Below are 14,924 nucleotides of genomic sequence, written 5' to 3' on the forward strand. Positions count from 1 at the left end.
GAGATTTCCATGCCTCGCTTTGCCAAATCGCTCTTCGGACAGGTGGTCATCGCACTGGTGATCGGCGTGCTCGTCGGCCTCTTTGCGCCCGAGTTCGCCGCCAAGCTCAAGCCGCTGGGTGACGGCTTCATCAAGCTGATCAAGATGATCATTCCCGTGCTGGTGTTCTGCGTGGTGGTGCATGGCATCGCCGGCGCGGGCGACCTCAAGCGCGTGGGCCGGGTCGGCGTGAAGGCGCTGATCTACTTCGAGGTGCTGACCACCATCGCGCTGGCGATGGGCCTGGTGCTGGCCTTCGTGTTCGAGCCGGGCGTGGGCATGAACGTCGACCCCAAGGCGCTGGACGCCAGCGCCATGAGCGCCTACGCCTCCAACGCCGACAAGCTCACCAGCGGCGGCACGGTCGAGTTCCTGATGAAGCTCATTCCCACCACGGTGGTGGCCGCCTTCGCCACCGGCGACGTGCTGCAGGTGCTGCTGTTCGCGGTGCTGTTCGGCTGCGCGCTGTCGCTGCTGGGCGATCGCGGCGCGCCGGTGGCGGCGGTGGTGGACGCGCTCTCGCTGGTGCTGTTCAAGATCATGGGGATCATCATCAAGCTGGCGCCGCTGGGCGTGCTGGGTGCCATTGCCTTCACGGTGGGCAAGTACGGCATCGGCTCGCTCAAGCAGCTGGGCATGCTGGTCGCCCTCTTCTACGGCGCGGTGCTGGTCTTCGTGTTCGTGGTGCTGGGGCTGGTGATGCGCATGTCGGGCTTCAGCCTCTGGAAGCTGCTGCGCTACCTGCGCGAAGAGCTGGCCATCGTGTTCGCCACCACCTCGTCGGACAGCGTGCTGCCGCAGATCATGGCCAAGCTGCGCCGCATGGGCATCCGCGATTCGACGGTGGGCCTGGTGATTCCCACGGGCTACTCGTTCAACCTCGACGCGTTCTCGATCTACATCACGCTGGCGGCGGTGTTCATTGCGCAGGCCACCAACACGCCGATCTCGATGGCCGACCTGCTGACCATCCTGGCGATCGCGCTGGTCACCTCCAAGGGCGCGCACGGCGTGCCGGGCTCGGCGATCGTGGTGCTGGCCGCCACGCTGCATGCGATTCCGGCGATTCCCGCCATCGGCCTGGTGCTGGTGCTGTCGGTCGACTGGTTCATGGGCATCGCCCGCGCGCTGGGCAACCTGATCGGCAACTGCGTGGCCACCGTCGCGATCGCCGCGTGGGAAGGCGACATCGACCGCGAACGTGCCCATGCCGTGCTCGACGGCACCTATTCGCCCGACGACGAGCCGCTGGCCGAGGCGCCCGTGGTAAACACCGGCACCGCCGCTTCCACCGCCCACTGAAAAAATGCCCGCCGACGTCAGCCCCACCGCCATCGCCGAACGCGTCGTCGAGGCCATCCTCGCGCAGAAGCTCGCGCCCGGCGACCGGCTCGGCGAGCAGGCGCTGGCCGAGAACTTCTCGGTCAGCCGCACCATGGTGCGCGAGGCGCTGATGCAGCTGCAGGCGCGCGGTTTCGTCGAGGTGCAGTCGCGCCGCGGCTGGTACGTGGTGGAGCCCTCGGCCGAGGAAGCGCGCGACGCTTTTTCGGCACGCCGCATCGTCGAGGCCGGCATCCTGGCCGCCAGCGAAGGCCGGCCGCTGGGCCAGGTGATCCGCAAGCTGCGCGACCACATCGCCGACGAGCAGCGCGCCATCGAAGGCGCCGACGCCGCCACGCGCGCCTTCCTGCTGGCGGACTTCCATGTCTGCCTGGCCGAGCAGATGGGCCACCAGCTGCTGGTCGACGTGCTGCGCGACCTCACGGCCCGCACCACGCTGGCGGCCACGCTCTACCAGTCGAAGCACGAGGCCGGACAGTCGTGCGCGGAGCACGGCGCCATCGTCGCGGCGCTCGAGGCAGGCAACATCGAGCAGGCGCGCCAGCTCATGCTCGACCACATCGGCAATGTCGAACGGGCGCTGGAGGTCGACGCCACCGCCGAGCCCGATGCGCCGAGCCGGCTGCGCGCCACGCTGGCGCCGGTGGCGCTGCCGCGTGCGGCCAGGCGTTGAAGCTGTGCCGTGTCGTGCATTTGTGCCGCCGCCAGCTATCAATTGAATAGCTGACACCCGCCGCCGGCCCTGCGCCTGCGGCGTTTTTCCTTGGCAACCCTGCTGCGCCGCACAAGGGCGCGCCGGCTGACACGGCGGCGGGTTCCGGCTCGGCTACAGTCCGAGACACTTATGAACTCTCCCCAACTCCAGCGCGGCGTCTTCCTCGCCCTGCTTGCCGCCGTCACCGTCGCCTTTCTGTGGGTGCTGATGCCGTTCTTCGGCGCGGTGCTCTGGGGGGTGGCGCTGGCGATTCTGTTCACGCCGCTGTTCAAGTGGCTGCTCAAGAAGATGCCGGGCCGGCGCAACGTGGCCGCGATGTCCACGCTGGCGATCTGCCTGTTCATCGTGATCCTGCCGCTGGCGATGGTGGGCGTGTCGCTGGTGCAGGAGATCGCGCTGATCACGCAGAGCATCCGCTCGGGCCAGATCAACTTCGCGGCCTACTTCCAGCAGATCCTGGACGCCACGCCGCAGTGGCTGCTGAACATCGTGGAGCGTTTCAACCTGGGCGACATGGCGGCCTGGCAGGCGCGCGTCTCGGCCATCGCGGGCCAGGCCAGCCAGCTCATCGCCAGCCAGGCGCTGGCCATCGGGCAGAACACCTTCGACTTCGTGGTGAGCTTCTTCGTGATGCTGTACCTGCTGTACTTCCTGGTGCGCGACGGCACGTCGCTCTCGAAGACCATGCGCGACGCGCTGCCGCTGGCCAAGCCGCACACGCACTACCTGCTGAACAAGTTCACCACCGTGATCCGCGCCACCGTGAAGGGCAACGTGGCCGTGGCCATCGCGCAGGGCACCATCGGCGGGCTGGCCTTCTGGTTCCTGGGCGTGCAGGGCGCGCTGCTGTGGGCGGTGCTGATGGCCTTCCTGTCGCTGCTGCCGGCCGTGGGCGCGGCGCTGATCTGGGGCCCCGTGGCTATCTACTACCTGGCCACCGGGCACTTCTGGCAGGGCGGCGTGCTGATCTTCATCGGCGTGTTCGTCATCGGCCTGGTCGACAACATCCTGCGCCCCGTGCTGGTGGGCAAGGACACGCAGATGCCCGACTACATCGTGCTGATGTCGACCATCGGCGGCATGGCGATCTTCGGCATCAACGGCTTCGTGATCGGGCCGGTGATCGCGGCGCTGTTCATGGCGGCCTGGAGCCTCTTTGCCGACTCGGGCCATGTGGGCACGGGGCACGCGACCGAAGAAGCCGCAGAAGCCCCGAAGAACGGGCAGGACAAGGCCTGACACGGCGCCGGGCCTCCGGCGTTCGCTCCTTCTGCGTGCATTTCGCGCGCGCATTCACGCATTCCGTCGCATGACGCTGGGCACCGCCCGGCGACTGCGGGATCGTCGGGCCCTCCACCCATCACGAGGCCTGCCATGCACCTTCCCGCTTTCCTCTCCCGCCCCGCCGCGCGCGGCCTGATCGCCGCTGCCGCGCTCGCCCCGCTCGGCGCCCTCGCCGCCGACCTGAACCTGCGCATCGCCGATGGCCCGGCCGCCGGCGCCACGCTCTACGTCGCGCTGTACAACGACGCCGCCAGCTACGCCGAGAGCAAGGCCCTCGCCTCGCAGACCGCGCCTCTGCGCGAAGGCAAGGCCCGCTTCGTCTTCACCGACCTGGCACCGGGCCGCTACGCGCTGCGCGTGTTCGCCGACGAGAACGGCAACGGCAAGCTGGACACCAACCTGGTGGGCATGCCGATCGAACGCTACGGCTTCTCGAACGACGCCAAGGGCAACCGCGGCGCGCCCGACTTCGAGGCCGCGGCGCTGCGCATCGACGCCGACGCGCAGGCCGTCATCCACCTGCGCTGAGGAGACACGGCCATGGAACGACGCGAACTCCTGCGCCTGCTGGCCACGGCCGGCGCCCTGCCCCTGCTCGCCCCGCTGGCGCGTGCCGCCGGCACCACCGACGACTGGCAAGCCCAGTTCGAGGCCGCCGACGCGCCCTGGAAGATCGGCTTCGCCACGCCGCCTGGCGACCTGCCCCTGACCCGCGCCACCGTGCGCGGGCGCTTTCCCGACGCCGTCGCCGGCACGCTGTTTCGCATCGGCCCGGCCGGCCACGACCTGGGCGGTGAGCGCTACCACCACTGGTTCGACGGCGACGGCATGGTGCATCGCTTCGTCATCGAAGGCGCCGACGTGCGCCACCAGGGCCGCTACGTCGCCACGCCCAAGCGCGTGGCCGAGGTGAAGGCCGGCCGCCACCTCACCGAAGCCTTCGGCACCATGCCGCCGGGCGTGGAGCCGCCCACCTCGGCCGACGCCATCAACGTCGCCAACACCAGCGTGCTACCGATGCAGGGCGAGGTGCTGGCGCTGTGGGAAGGCGGCTCGGCCACGCGCATCGATGCACGCACCCTCGACACGTTGGGCGTGAAGACCTGGCGCGCCGACCTCGCGGGCATGCCCTTCTCGGCCCACCCCAAGGTCGACCCGGACGGCACCGTGTGGAACTTCGGCGTGAGTTCCGGCCAGAGCCTGCTCGCGCTGTACGAGATCGCGCCCGGCGGCGCGCTGCGCCGCGCGGCCGTGGTGCCGGTGCCCGAGCTGCCGATGGTCCACGACTTCGCCGTGACCGCGCGGCACCTGGTGTTCCTGATGCCGCCGCTGGTGTACGACAGCAAGCGCAAGGAGGCCGGCGCGAGCTTTCTCGACGCCCATGTCTGGCGGCCCGAACTCGGCATGCGCGCGCTGGTGGTCGACAAGCAGAACTGGGAGAAGCGCCAGCTGCTGGAGCTGCCGGCCGGCTTCCTGTTCCACGTCGGCAATGCGTGGGAGGAAGACACGCCGCGCGGTGCGCGCATCCACATCGACTACGTGCGCACGCAGAACGCCGAGTCGGTGTTCACCAGCAACCGCGAGGTGATGCGCGCGCGCCGCGTGCGGCGCAACGAGCCGCGCCTGACCGTTGCCACGCTCGACCTGGGAACGGGCAAGGCCACGCAGCGGGAACTGCCGCTGGAAGCCGAGTTCCCCCGCATCGACCCGCGCCGCGTCGGCCTGCGCCATCGCCAGGTGGTGCACGCCACGCAGACGCGCGCCGACGTGCCCGGCTTCGGCGCCGTCGCGCGCACCGACATCGAGAGCGGACGCAGCCAGCGCTTCAGCTACGGCGCGCAGGCCATCGTGGAAGAGCACGTCTTCGTGCCCGACGGCGCCAAGGCCGGCTGGGTGCTGGGCACGGCGCTGGACTTCGGCCGGCAGCGCACGGTGCTGTCGTGCTTCGCCGCCGACCACCTGGCCGCCGGGCCGGTGGCGCAGGCGACGCTGCCTTACGCGCTGCCGCTGGGGTTGCACGGCGCCTTCGTGAAGGCCTGAGCGCTGCGGCCACGCGCACGCGGGGCCAGCAGCGGTCTCCTGCTCAGGCGGCCTTCGCGATCGGGATCGTCAGGCCCCGGTGCACCTCCGCCTCACCGTGCCTGGCGAGCAGCTGCATCAGGTGCTTGCGGATCAGCATGCCCGGCCGGTCGGACTCCATCGAGTACTCCACGCCGCGCCGGCGCGTGTCGACCAGCGCATCGGGGTCGGTCGATTCGAGGATGTCCTTGTCCTCGCGCGTGATCTCCTCGTCGAAGTCGATCAGCATCTGCGCCGCGCAGTCGGCCTCGGTGTCGTTGCGGAACAGCCACTGGCACAGCTGCATGCGCCCGTCGTCGATGGGCGTGAAGCAGTTGATGATGATGTGGCGGATGCCGCTCGGGTACTCGATGTCGAGGCGGCGCGCGAACGGCAGGAAGTAGGCGTTGCGCATGTGGCGCGTGGTGATCGCATCGGTCACGCCGCTGATGGCGTGGAACTTCACCGGGTTGGTCGCTTCGATCACCGTCTCGGCGTAGAAGCCCGCTTCGTTTTCCACCAACTCGTACTTGCTCGGCTTCGGGCTTGCGGCCACGCCGAAGGTGGCGCGGTGCACGAAGCTGAAGTGCGAGTTGTCGAACGAATTTTCGAGCGCGCGCATCGGGCTGGTCTGCCACTCTTCGTAGAACTGGAAGATGGTGCGGTAGCCCGGGTCGTCGAACTCGGGAATGGCCGGGATGTCGGCAATGGGTTCTTCCAGCGCCACCCAGGCGTAGCCGTAGCGCGCGGTGCAGGGGTAGGCCGTGGTCTTGTACTCGGGCGAAATCTTGCGGTCGGGCTCGTACTGCGGGATGCGCACCACCTGGCCGCTGCGGTCGTAGGTCCAGCCGTGGTAGCCGCACTGGATCGCGCCCTGCCCGCAGGCCTTGCCTTCGCCGTCCACGCACCAGCCCTTCGAAAGCTTCGCGGTGCGGTGGCAGCAGCGGTCGCGCAGGGCAGCCGGCTGACCGTCGGCGTCGAGAAACAGAACGATGTCTTCGCCCAGCAGCCGGAAGGGCTTGGGGCCGTGGGCCAGTTCGGTGAGCGGCATGACGGCATGCCAGAACTTGCGGAAGACGGGTTGTCGGGTGACGAGCATGGGCGAACTCCTTCGTTGTTGCGTGGGGGAACGAACGTGAAAGAGCAATTTCCTGCTTCGTCGGCATGCCTGATGAAAGGCATGCGCGAGGCTGAACGCTTCTACTCTGCGCCGATCGACTTGCAATTAGCGCGCCCGGATTGTGGCGCGCCCTTGTCGCGCGTCCAACCCCCACGCTGCCATGCCCGAGCGCCGCACCCTGGCATGCCTCATGCAAGACAGCGAGCAAGAGTAGAAGCGTTCAGCAGCGCACGCACCATCCCCGTGCGCCCGCCCGGAAATTGCTCTTGAGGCGCCTCCCGCCCGCGGTGGGAGGCATCCGTCAAGACCACCGACTCCGAGGCCCCACCATGCAACGCCGATCCTTTCTTGCCGCCGCTGCCGCCACCCTCGCCGCCCCTGCCGTGTTCGCGCAGGGCGGCAAGCTCACACCGCTCAAGTTCACGCTCGACTTCCGCATCAACGGCCAGACCGCGCCCTTCTTCCTGGCGCAGGCCAGGGGCTACTACCGCGACGAGGGGCTGGACGTGACGATCGACACCGGCGCCGGCTCGGTCGCGTCGATCACGCGCATCGCCAGCGGCGTCTACCAGCTGGGCCTGGGCGACATCAGCTCGCTGGTCGAGTTCAACGCACAGAACCCGGGCACGCCGGTGGTGCAGGCCGTGTACCAGTACTACAACCGTGCACCGTTCGTGATCATCGGGCGCAAGGACCGCGGCGTGACGACCGACTTCAAGAGCCTCACCGGCAAGAAGGTGGCGGCCGCCGCCGTCGAGTCCACGCGCCGCGCCTGGCCGATGGTGGCGCGCAAACAGGGCATGCGCGGCGACGCCTTCCAGTGGCAGACCACCGACTTCAGCGCGCGCGACAACGTGATGGTGCGCGGCGACGTCGATGCCGCCACCTACTTCCACGACTCGGCCGTCTCGCTCTTCGCGCGCATGAAGGCCGACGAGCTCTCGGTGCTCAAGTACGCGGACGCGGGCGTCAACCTGTACGGCAACGCGATCCTGGCGAGCAGCAACCTCATCGCGCAGAACCCGAAGGTGGTGGCGGCTTTCTTGCGCGCGACCAACCGCGCCATCGTCGAGACCTTTGCCAACCCCGTGCCGAGCATCGCGGCCATGCGCCAGCGCGAACCGATCCTGGACGAGAAGGTCGAACTCGAACGCTGGGGCCTCACGGCGCAGTACGTGGGCGCGGCGGACACGCGCGGCCACGGGCTGGGCGACATCCGCAAGCTCACGCTCGAACAACAGGTCGACGAGGTGGCCGACACCTTCGGCCTGAAGACGCGGCCCTCGGCCGATGCCCTCTTCAACAGCTCGATGCTGCCTGCGCGCAGCGAGCGCCTTCTTCCCGCACCCAAGGCATGACCCCTCCTGAAAACCCCACTCCTTCCCTCCCCGAAGAAACCACGCTCGACGAGCGCGACGGCCGCTACCTGCGCAAGGCCATCGTGTGGTCGCACGCCGCGCGCCGACGCGGCAACCGGCCCTTCGGCTCGGTCATCGTCTCGGCCGCCGGCGAAGTGCTGGCCGAGGCCGCGAACAGCAACGCAGAAACCGGTGACTGCACCGCGCACGCCGAGGTGAACGCACTGCGCGCACTGGCCGGCCGTGGCCTCACGCGCGAGGAGCTGGCGGGCGCCACGCTCTATGCCTCAGGCGAACCGTGCGTGATGTGCGCGGGCGCGATCTTCTGGTCGAACATCGGCCGCGTGGTGTTCGGCATCGACGCGCAGCGGCTGCGTGTGTTCCGCGGCGAGCGGCAGGACCAGCGCGACGCGGAACTGTCGTGCCGCGACGTGTTCCGCGCTTCGCCGCATGCCATCGAGTGCATCGGGCCGGCGCTCATCGATGAAGCTGCGGCGGCCCACGACGGCGCCTGGAAGACCTGAGCCGGCGCACTAGACTCCTCGCATGCCCTGGCACGCCCGTCTCCACCTCGCCTACCAAAAAGAAGCCGACCGCAGCGTCGCCCGTTTCCGCCACGACGGCCCGCTGCGCATCCTGCAGAGCCTCTACCCCGAGGGCGATGCGGTGTGCCACAACGTGCTGGTGCATCCGCCGGGCGGCCTCGTGGGCGGCGACACGCTCGACATCGACATCGAAGCCGCCGATGGCAGCCACGGCCTGATCACCACGCCCGGCGCCTCGCGCTTCTACCGCTCCGAAGGCGAGACCGCGCTGCAACGCACGCGCATCCGCCTCGCACAGGGCGCGCGGCTCGAATGGCTGCCGCTCGAAGCCATCTGCTACAGCGGCTGCCAGGCGGAGAACCGGCTCACCCTCGAGGTCGCACCGGGCGCCGAGATGATCGGCTGGGACGTGTGCGCACTCGGCCTGCCGAACGCCCACCAGCCCTTCGAACGCGGCACCTACTTGCAGCACATCGAAGCGCCCGGCGTGTGGCTGGAGCGCGGGCGCATCGATGCGAGCGACCACCGCCTGCTGCAAAGCCCGCTGGGCCTGGGCGGCCACCGCTGCCTCGCTTCGCTGTTCGTCGTGGCGGGCTCGCCGATGGCCAAGGCACGGCGCGAGGCCCTGCTGGCGCAGGCGCGCACGCTGCTTGAGGCACACGAACTGCACGAGAGCGCGGGCGCGACCAGCCCGCATGCGGAGGTGGTGGTGCTGCGCGTGCTCGCGCCGGTGGTCGAACCTGCGATGCAGCTGCTGCGGCAGGTCTGGCAGGCGTGGCGCGGCGAGCTGTGGCAACTGCCGGCGGCCACGCCGCGCATCTGGGCGACCTGAGGAGCAGGCGGCAATCGCCGCTACTTTCGTGTTGTCAGGCGGTAGGTGCCGTTGAACGGGTATGGGGACGAACTGCCCTGCCCCACCGCCTGCACGTCGACCGTCAGCGTGTGGCCCGAGAAAACAAGCGCGCCCGTGAGGCGCGGCCTGCGCTCCTTCTCGTAGTGCTCCCGCAGTCGGAGGTCGACAGGGTGCGTGGAAGGCGCCTTCTTCTCGGCCGCCTTGTCGAATTCGCTCACCTCGTACACCGAGGCGTCGGCTGCGTCGACGCGCCCCTCGATCGACGGCACCCGGATGCGGGATTCGAGTTCGTAGCTGCGGTGGAAGATCAGTGACACAGGGTCATGCACCATCAAGCCCCGGGTGGCGTAGAGCGTGACCTCGTAGCCGTCGGCGGTCCGGGTGACGGTCGCGTCGGGCTTGTTTCCCGTTGCCGTGCACCCGGCGAGCGCGAGCGCCAGCACGAACGCGAACAGGAGCCAGGACACGGTGCGCTTGCATCGGTTCGCAGAAGAAGGAGTGGGCATGCAACGGCGCGCTCGTGAAGGAGCGCCGAGTATGGCCGCACCGCACCCGCCATCAACCGCAGGCGATCTTTCCGGACGGCGCGCTGCGCAGCCTGTTGAGAAACGCCAGCTGCACCCTGGCCGTTTCGCTGCCCTGCCCGGCGGCGCGCAGCATCCACGTGCGCGCCTCGCAGCGGTCGGCCTTCACGGCCGATCCGTACAGCGTGGGCCCCGTCAGCAGCACCATGCCCAGCATCTCCTGCGCCTCGGGATGGCCTTCGGTGGCGGCCTGGCGCAGCTGCTCGAGCATCGTGCGGTAGTCGCGTGCGGCCTGCGCTTCGAGGGCGAGCTGGTAGCGCTGCTCGGTCTGCAGGTCGGTGTTCACATCGAAGGGCTTCGCCGCGGCGATGGCGGCAACGAGGCACAGCGCGCCTGACAGGACAATGCGCCAGCGCAGCGACCAACTGGCGATCTGGTTGAGTTCGGATGACATCGGTTTTTCTCCACGAATTGCGTGGCACCGATGGTCCCGCGAAGGCGCGCGCAGGAGAAACTGGAATTCACGCAGGACGCCTCAGGCGGCGCCTGAGCCCTGCGCGAAATTCGTTCAGAACATCGCCAGCACGGCGGCGTTCACCGCATAGCCGCCGGCCGCCAGGAACACGAACAGCAGCGCCCCCAGCTTGAGCGGTTGCGCCCCCGCCTTGCGCAGGCTCGCGGCGCTGGTGCGCAGGCCCATCGCGGCCATGGCGGTGGCCAGCAGCAGCGTGTCGAACTGCACGAGCGCGGCGACGAGTGCACGGGGTAGCACGTCGAGCGAATGCACGGCGCTCACAGCGATGAACAGCACCGCGAACCATGGCACGCGCACCTGGCGCCAGCACGCGCCCGGGCTCGCCGCGCCCGGCGTCGACGCCGCCACGCGGAACGACAGGCCCATGAGGAACGGCGCCAGCATCATCACGCGCAGCATCTTCTCGACCACGGCCGCGTTCGCCGCGCCCGGGCTGACGGCCTCGCCGACCGCAACCACCTGCGCCACCTCGTGGATGGTGGAGCCCGCGAAGAGGCCGAAGGCATGCTCCGTGAGCCCGAGGTACGGATAGAGCAGCGGGTACGCCACCATCGACAGCGTGCCGAACACGACCACCGTGGCAACGGCGATCGACACCTTGTGCTCTTCGCCGCGCACCACGGGCTGCGTGGCCATCACGGCGGCGGCGCCGCAGATGGCGCTGCCTGCGCCGATGAGCGCGGCGGTCTCGCGGTCGAGCCCCAGCCAGCGCGTGCCGATGCGCACGGCGAGGCCGAAGGTCAGCGCCACCATCGCCATCGCGATCAGCACGCCGGGCCAGCCGACGGCGCCGATGTCGCTCAGCGAGATGCGAAAGCCGTAGAGCACGATGCCCGCGCGCAGCAAGGCGCTGCGCGCGAAGTCCACGCCGGCGCCGGTGCGCTGCGACACCGCGGGGAACACCGTGTTGCCCGCCACCATGCCCAGCGCGATGGCCAGCGTGAGCGCGCTCAGGCCCAGGTGCACCATCGGCGGCCATTCAGCCAGCAGCGCGGCGGCGGCCGCCAGCAGTGCGGACAGCAACACGCCGGGGCCGCAGCGGCGAACGAAGGAGAAACCGGGCAAGGAGGCGGCAAGGGAGGACATGGACCCGAGCTTAGGAATCGACACCTCATGAGTCAAAGACATAAACTTCACCGATGCATGAAGTTAAGTTATGAGCCTGAACCTGCACCTGGTGCGCCTGTTCGTCGCCGTGGCCGAGGCGGGCAGCTTCTCGCGCGCGGCCGAGGGCCTGTGGATCAGCCAGCCGGCGGTGTCCAAGGGCATCCGCGAACTGGAGCACCAGCTCGACCTGACGCTCATCGAGCGCGGCGCGGGCAAGGGCTTTCGGCTCACCGAGGCGGGCGCGTCGCTGCTCACGCATGCGCGCGGCATCTTCGCGATGGAGCGCGCGGCGCTGGACGACGTGCGTGCGCGCGTCGGCGTGCAGCGCGGCAGCCTCACGCTGGGCGCCAGCACGACGGTGGCGAGCTACTGGCTGCCGCCGCAGATCGCGGCCTTCTGCGCCGCCTACCCGGCGGTGGTGCCGCGCGTCACGGTCGGCAACACGCAGTGGGTGTGCGAGCAACTGCTCGAATGCCGCATCGACCTTGCGCTGGTCGAGGGCCGCGTGGACGAGGAGCGCGTCGAGGTGCGCGAGTGGACCACCGACCCGCTCGCCATCGTCGCGCCGCCCGATGCCGCCCTGCCCCGGCGCGGCGTGACGGCCGCGCTGCTGGGCCGGCAGCACTGGATCCTGCGCGAGCCGGGCTCGGGCACGCGCCAGGCCACCGAGGCGCTGTGCGCGGCGCACGGCATCGACGCGCCGCCGTGGATGGAAATGGCGAGCAACGAAGCCATTGCGCGCACCGTGGCCAGCGGGGTCGGCATCTCGATACTGCCGCGCGTGGTGGTGGCCGACATGCTCGCGCTGGGCACGCTGCGCGAGCTGAAGCTGCCGGGCGCGGTGCTGTCGCGGCCGCTGTACCGGCTGGCGCTGAAGAACCGGCCGCTCTCGCCGGCGGCGCTGCGGATGGCGCAGATCCTCGACGCCTCGTGACATGAAAAAAGGGCGCACCGTGTGCGCCCTTTCTCGTTGTTGTCAGCCGGCTGCGGCTAGCAGCAGCGGCCCTTGCCCGCGCCGTAGCGCGCCTCGAGCCGCTCGCGGAAGAATTCCTCGTAGCTCATCGGCGCCCGGTCGGGGTGGGTGGCCGCCATGTGCGTCAGGTAGACGTCGTAGTCGGGCAGCCCGACCATGAGCCGCAGCGACTGCTTGATCGAGCGGGCGATGTAGCGCCCGGCTTCCGGCATGGCGAGGCCCATGGCGTGCTTCCGCTCGGTCAGTGGGCGGCGGACGAGGCCGCGCCCATCGCCTCGAACGGCGTCTCCTGCGTGGTCGGCCGGTTGGCGGCGCGGGCTGCCAGGCAGGCCTTGATGCTGTAGACCAGCACGCTCAGCACCACGAAGATGAACAGCGCGCACAGCGCCGCGTCGAGCCGGTCGTTGAAGACGATGCGCGACATGGCTTCGGGCGTCTTGGCCGGCGCGATCAGCACGCCGTTGGCCAGGCCGTCGGCGTACTTGGCCGCGTGCGACAGGAAGCCGATCTTCGGATCGCTCGAGAAGATCTTCTGCCAGCCCGCCGTCAGCGTGCAGGCCAGCAGCCACACGGCCGGCGCCGCCGCCACCCAGGCGTAGCGCTCGCGCTTCATGCGGAACAGCACGACCACGCCCAGCATCAGCGCCACCGCGGCCAGCATCTGGTTGGAGATGCCGAACAGCGGCCACAGCGTGTTGATGCCGCCCAGCGGATCGACCACGCCCTGGTACAGGAAGTAGCCCCAGGCCGCCACGCACAGCGCGGTGGCGATCAGGTTGGCCGGCAGCGAGTCGGTGCGCTTGAGCGCGGGCACGAAGCTGCCCAGCAGGTCCTGCAGCATGAAGCGGCCGGCGCGCGTGCCGGCGTCCACCGCCGTGAGGATGAAGAGCGCCTCGAACAGGATCGCGAAGTGGTACCAGAAGGCCATCATGGCCTGCCCGCCGATTACCTGGTGAAGGATGTGGGCCATGCCCACGGCCAGCGTCGGCGCGCCGCCGGTGCGCCCGAGGATGGTGGTCTCGCCCACGTCCTTGGCCGTCTGCAGCAGCATCTCGGGCGTGACGACGAAGCCCCAGCCCGAAATGGTGGCGGCGGCCTGTTGCACCGTGGTGCCGACCAGCGCGCCCGGGCTGTTCATCGCGAAGTAGATGCCCGGCTCGATGCACGAGGCCGCCACCAGCGCCATCACGGCGACGAACGATTCGGCCAGCATGCCGCCGTAGCCGATGAAGCGCGCGTGGCGCTCGTTGTCGAGCATCTTGGGCGTGGTGCCCGAAGAGATCAGCGCGTGGAAGCCCGAGACGGCGCCGCAGGCGATGGTGATGAACAGGAACGGGAACAGGCTGCCCGACCACACCGGGCCGTTGCCTTGCGCGAACTGCGTGATCGCGGGCATCTGCAGCGTGGGCATCACGACCACGATGCCAATCGCCAGCGCGATGATGGTGCCGATCTTCAGGAAGGTCGACAGGTAGTCGCGCGGCGCCAGCAGCAGCCACACCGGCAGGCTGGCGGCGACGAAGCCGTAGCCCACGAGCATCCAGGTGAGCGCCTTGCCGTCGAAGGTGAAGGCCGGGCCCCACACCGGGTGCTGGCTGACCCACTGTCCGCCGAAGATGGCCGCCATGAGCAGCACGAAGCCGATCACCGACACCTCGCCGATGCGGCCCGGGCGGATGTAGCGCAGGTACACGCCCATGAACAGCGCCACCGGAATCGTCGCGGCCACCGTGAAGCTGCCCCACGGCGATTCGGCCAGCGCCTTCACCACGATCAGGGCCAACACCGCCAGGATGATGATCATGATCATGAAGGTGCCGAACAGCGCGATCATGCCGGGCACCACGCCCATCTCCTGCTTGACCAGGTCGCCCAGCGAGCGGCCGTCGCGGCGCGTGGAGATGAACAGGATGATGAAGTCCTGCACCGCCCCCGCGAACACCACACCCGCCAGCACCCACAGCAAACCGGGCAGGTAGCCCATCTGCGCGGCGAGCACCGGCCCCACCAGCGGGCCGGCGCCCGCAATGGCCGCAAAGTGGTGGCCGAACAGCACGTTCTTGTCGGTCGGCACGTAGTCCAGGCCGTCGTTGTGGCGGTGCGCGGGCGTCTTGCGGTTGGCGTCCAGCCCCAGCACCTTGTCGGCGATGAACAGGCTGTAGTAGCGGTAGGCGATCAGGTAGGTGCAGAGCGCGGCGGTCACGACCCACAGGGCGTTGATGCTCTCTCCCCGGCTCAGGGCGACGGTGCCCAGCGCAAAAGCGCCGAGCACGGCCACGGCCAGCCACACCAGATGGCGGCGAATGTTGGGCATGCGGATGTCTCCTCGATATGAACCGGGCGAGTGTTCCCCGCCCGCCGCCGGGCCGCATCCGTCGGACCGCGCGGGCTGGCCGGGTGGAATTGCCTAATGGATAACCCCTATCCGCGCCCAAATCGCCTCCGCCCGACAGCCGCCGGAAGCGCCGCAAA

General features: G+C 69.4%; 15 protein-coding genes. 9 read left to right on the forward strand and 6 right to left on the reverse strand.

Features of this window, described 5'->3' with window-relative positions; translation table 11 throughout:
• The first annotated feature begins 9 nt into the window (after positions 1-9).
• The 5 genes from AC1RAA_RS12660 to AC1RAA_RS12680 all read left to right on the forward strand — a co-directional run bounded on the left by AC1RAA_RS12660 (position 10) and on the right by AC1RAA_RS12680 (position 5,419).
• Positions 10-1,341 (forward strand): C4-dicarboxylate transporter DctA, encoded by a 1,332-nt coding sequence (locus tag AC1RAA_RS12660; RefSeq protein WP_062472092.1) that lies wholly within the window; start codon positions 10-12, stop codon positions 1,339-1,341.
• Positions 1,342-1,345: 4 nt separating this feature from the next.
• Entirely contained in the window at positions 1,346-2,053 is a 708-nt protein-coding gene (locus AC1RAA_RS12665) for a GntR family transcriptional regulator (protein WP_062472095.1), read from the forward strand.
• A gap of 171 nt (positions 2,054-2,224) precedes the next feature.
• Complete coding sequence (locus AC1RAA_RS12670) at positions 2,225-3,334, forward strand: AI-2E family transporter (protein WP_492728978.1); 1,110 nt, start codon at positions 2,225-2,227, stop codon at positions 3,332-3,334.
• A gap of 135 nt (positions 3,335-3,469) precedes the next feature.
• The gene (locus AC1RAA_RS12675) at positions 3,470-3,907 is read left to right on the forward strand and encodes a DUF2141 domain-containing protein (protein ID WP_159278020.1); all 438 of its coding nucleotides are present in this window, start codon (positions 3,470-3,472) and stop codon (positions 3,905-3,907) included.
• Between the two features lie 12 nt (positions 3,908-3,919).
• Positions 3,920-5,419, forward strand: a complete 1,500-nt coding sequence (locus AC1RAA_RS12680) for a carotenoid oxygenase family protein (RefSeq protein WP_492728976.1) — start codon at positions 3,920-3,922, stop codon at positions 5,417-5,419.
• A 43-nt stretch (positions 5,420-5,462) separates the two neighbouring features.
• Here the strand turns inward: AC1RAA_RS12680 and AC1RAA_RS12685 are convergent, their stop codons facing one another.
• Complete coding sequence (locus AC1RAA_RS12685; RefSeq protein WP_492728974.1) at positions 5,463-6,536, reverse strand: aromatic ring-hydroxylating dioxygenase subunit alpha; 1,074 nt, start codon at positions 6,534-6,536, stop codon at positions 5,463-5,465.
• Positions 6,537-6,886: 350 nt separating this feature from the next.
• Here AC1RAA_RS12685 and AC1RAA_RS12690 point away from each other — a divergent pair, with 350 nt between their 5' ends.
• From AC1RAA_RS12690 to AC1RAA_RS12700, 3 genes are read left to right on the forward strand one after another with little or no spacing between them, the layout of a single operon-like run.
• Entirely contained in the window at positions 6,887-7,915 is a 1,029-nt protein-coding gene (locus AC1RAA_RS12690) for an ABC transporter substrate-binding protein (protein WP_492728972.1), read from the forward strand.
• Entirely contained in the window at positions 7,912-8,439 is a 528-nt protein-coding gene (locus tag AC1RAA_RS12695) for a nucleoside deaminase (RefSeq protein ID WP_095744142.1), read from the forward strand. Before AC1RAA_RS12690 ends, AC1RAA_RS12695 begins: the two co-directional genes overlap by 4 nt.
• A gap of 22 nt (positions 8,440-8,461) precedes the next feature.
• Positions 8,462-9,292, forward strand: coding sequence for an urease accessory protein UreD (locus AC1RAA_RS12700; RefSeq protein WP_492728970.1), 831 nt, complete (start codon positions 8,462-8,464; stop codon positions 9,290-9,292).
• A 20-nt stretch (positions 9,293-9,312) separates the two neighbouring features.
• Here the strand turns inward: AC1RAA_RS12700 and AC1RAA_RS12705 are convergent, their stop codons facing one another.
• The 3 genes from AC1RAA_RS12705 to AC1RAA_RS12715 all read right to left on the reverse strand — a co-directional run bounded on the left by AC1RAA_RS12705 (position 9,313) and on the right by AC1RAA_RS12715 (position 11,458).
• The gene (locus tag AC1RAA_RS12705) at positions 9,313-9,780 is read right to left on the reverse strand and encodes a hypothetical protein (protein WP_492728968.1); all 468 of its coding nucleotides are present in this window, start codon (positions 9,778-9,780) and stop codon (positions 9,313-9,315) included.
• A 91-nt stretch (positions 9,781-9,871) separates the two neighbouring features.
• Entirely contained in the window at positions 9,872-10,291 is a 420-nt protein-coding gene (locus AC1RAA_RS12710) for a sel1 repeat family protein (protein WP_492728966.1), read from the reverse strand.
• Between the two features lie 114 nt (positions 10,292-10,405).
• Positions 10,406-11,458, reverse strand: a complete 1,053-nt coding sequence (locus AC1RAA_RS12715) for a YeiH family protein (RefSeq protein ID WP_492728964.1) — start codon at positions 11,456-11,458, stop codon at positions 10,406-10,408.
• 70 nt (positions 11,459-11,528) lie between these two features.
• On the opposite strand from AC1RAA_RS12715, the gene AC1RAA_RS12720 reads away from it, so the two are divergent.
• Positions 11,529-12,413, forward strand: coding sequence for a LysR substrate-binding domain-containing protein (locus AC1RAA_RS12720; RefSeq protein ID WP_492728962.1), 885 nt, complete (start codon positions 11,529-11,531; stop codon positions 12,411-12,413).
• 56 nt (positions 12,414-12,469) lie between these two features.
• Here the strand turns inward: AC1RAA_RS12720 and AC1RAA_RS12725 are convergent, their stop codons facing one another.
• Entirely contained in the window at positions 12,470-12,676 is a 207-nt protein-coding gene (locus AC1RAA_RS12725) for a YbdD/YjiX family protein (RefSeq protein WP_062472123.1), read from the reverse strand.
• Between the two features lie 17 nt (positions 12,677-12,693).
• Positions 12,694-14,766: a carbon starvation CstA family protein gene (locus tag AC1RAA_RS12730; RefSeq protein ID WP_095744137.1), complete on the reverse strand. Its 2,073-nt coding sequence runs from the start codon at positions 14,764-14,766 to the stop codon at positions 12,694-12,696.
• Positions 14,767-14,924 lie beyond the last annotated feature (158 nt).

Source organism: Variovorax sp. GW823-FHT04F07 (assembly GCF_058795995.1).

What these genes read in the sequence shown, in the direction of transcription:
- AC1RAA_RS12690 (WP_492728972.1), top strand. Translation starts at nt 6,887, where the DNA reads ATGCAACGCCGATCCTTTCTTGCCGCCGCTGCCGCCACCCTCGCCGCC.
- AC1RAA_RS12685 (WP_492728974.1), bottom strand. Translation starts at nt 6,536, where the DNA reads ATGCTCGTCACCCGACAACCCGTCTTCCGCAAGTTCTGGCATGCCGTC.
- AC1RAA_RS12720 (WP_492728962.1), top strand. Translation starts at nt 11,529, where the DNA reads ATGAGCCTGAACCTGCACCTGGTGCGCCTGTTCGTCGCCGTGGCCGAG.
- AC1RAA_RS12715 (WP_492728964.1), bottom strand. Translation starts at nt 11,458, where the DNA reads ATGTCCTCCCTTGCCGCCTCCTTGCCCGGTTTCTCCTTCGTTCGCCGC.
- AC1RAA_RS12660 (WP_062472092.1), top strand. Translation starts at nt 10, where the DNA reads ATGCCTCGCTTTGCCAAATCGCTCTTCGGACAGGTGGTCATCGCACTG.
- AC1RAA_RS12710 (WP_492728966.1), bottom strand. Translation starts at nt 10,291, where the DNA reads ATGTCATCCGAACTCAACCAGATCGCCAGTTGGTCGCTGCGCTGGCGC.
- AC1RAA_RS12695 (WP_095744142.1), top strand. Translation starts at nt 7,912, where the DNA reads ATGACCCCTCCTGAAAACCCCACTCCTTCCCTCCCCGAAGAAACCACG.
- AC1RAA_RS12675 (WP_159278020.1), top strand. Translation starts at nt 3,470, where the DNA reads ATGCACCTTCCCGCTTTCCTCTCCCGCCCCGCCGCGCGCGGCCTGATC.
- AC1RAA_RS12730 (WP_095744137.1), bottom strand. Translation starts at nt 14,766, where the DNA reads ATGCCCAACATTCGCCGCCATCTGGTGTGGCTGGCCGTGGCCGTGCTC.
- AC1RAA_RS12700 (WP_492728970.1), top strand. Translation starts at nt 8,462, where the DNA reads ATGCCCTGGCACGCCCGTCTCCACCTCGCCTACCAAAAAGAAGCCGAC.
- AC1RAA_RS12725 (WP_062472123.1), bottom strand. Translation starts at nt 12,676, where the DNA reads ATGGGCCTCGCCATGCCGGAAGCCGGGCGCTACATCGCCCGCTCGATC.
- AC1RAA_RS12680 (WP_492728976.1), top strand. Translation starts at nt 3,920, where the DNA reads ATGGAACGACGCGAACTCCTGCGCCTGCTGGCCACGGCCGGCGCCCTG.
- AC1RAA_RS12670 (WP_492728978.1), top strand. Translation starts at nt 2,225, where the DNA reads ATGAACTCTCCCCAACTCCAGCGCGGCGTCTTCCTCGCCCTGCTTGCC.
- AC1RAA_RS12665 (WP_062472095.1), top strand. Translation starts at nt 1,346, where the DNA reads ATGCCCGCCGACGTCAGCCCCACCGCCATCGCCGAACGCGTCGTCGAG.